Genomic DNA, 654 nt, shown 5'->3' with positions numbered 1-654 from the left:
TTCCTGGGTTCGGGGAGCTTGTTCTGATCGAAAAAGGTAAGCTTGGACATGGGGCACCCTTTCAGCGCGCGGCATGCCGCTCGAAAGACAGGCGCCTTTCGATGGCATGCAGAGCAGTCAGACAGACGACGTTGATTGCAAGGTAGAAGACGGCGGTGATGACGAAGATTTCCATGATGGCGAACGTCTCGCTCATCAGCCGTTTGGCATAGCCGGTGATTTCAAGCACCGTTATGGTGGAGGCAAGGCTTGACTCCTTGATGATGACGGCGACCTCCGTGCTGTAGGAGGGCAGGGCCTGGCGCAGCGCCAAGGGGAACTTGACGCGGTGAAAAACCACCCAGGCGGACATGCCACATGCCTGCGCCGCCTCGATCAGTCCGCGCGGCAGCGACAGCAGCGCCGTACGGAAGATCTCCGCCGTATAGGCACCGGTATTCAGGATGACGGCAAGGATGGCGGCATGCAGGCTGTCGCCGATCAGCCACCACAAAACCGTATTGTGACGTATGAAGCCTATCTGCGCGAGGCCGTAGTAGATCACAAAGACCTGCACGAGCATCGGCGTGCCCCGGAACACCGCGCAGTAGAAGTCGGCGCATTTGCGGACGATGCCGCGCCGGGACATGCGGGCGGTTGCCATAAGTACTGTCT

The 654-nt window shown here is 59.6% G+C and carries 1 protein-coding gene; it reads right to left on the bottom strand.

Annotation, left to right across the window (positions count from 1 at the left end):
• Window positions 1–61: 61 nt before the first annotated feature.
• Window positions 62–654, bottom strand: a 593-nt coding sequence (locus tag EN780_RS36505) for an ABC transporter permease subunit (protein WP_128276608.1), incomplete at its 5' end; no start/stop codon positions are given.

It is taken from the genome of Mesorhizobium sp. M4B.F.Ca.ET.089.01.1.1 (assembly GCF_004022605.1).
Classification (GTDB): Bacteria; Pseudomonadota; Alphaproteobacteria; order Rhizobiales; family Rhizobiaceae; genus Mesorhizobium; species Mesorhizobium abyssinicae.
The sequence above is the reverse complement of the archived record's forward strand: the minus strand, read 5'-3'. Positions and strand labels throughout refer to the sequence as shown.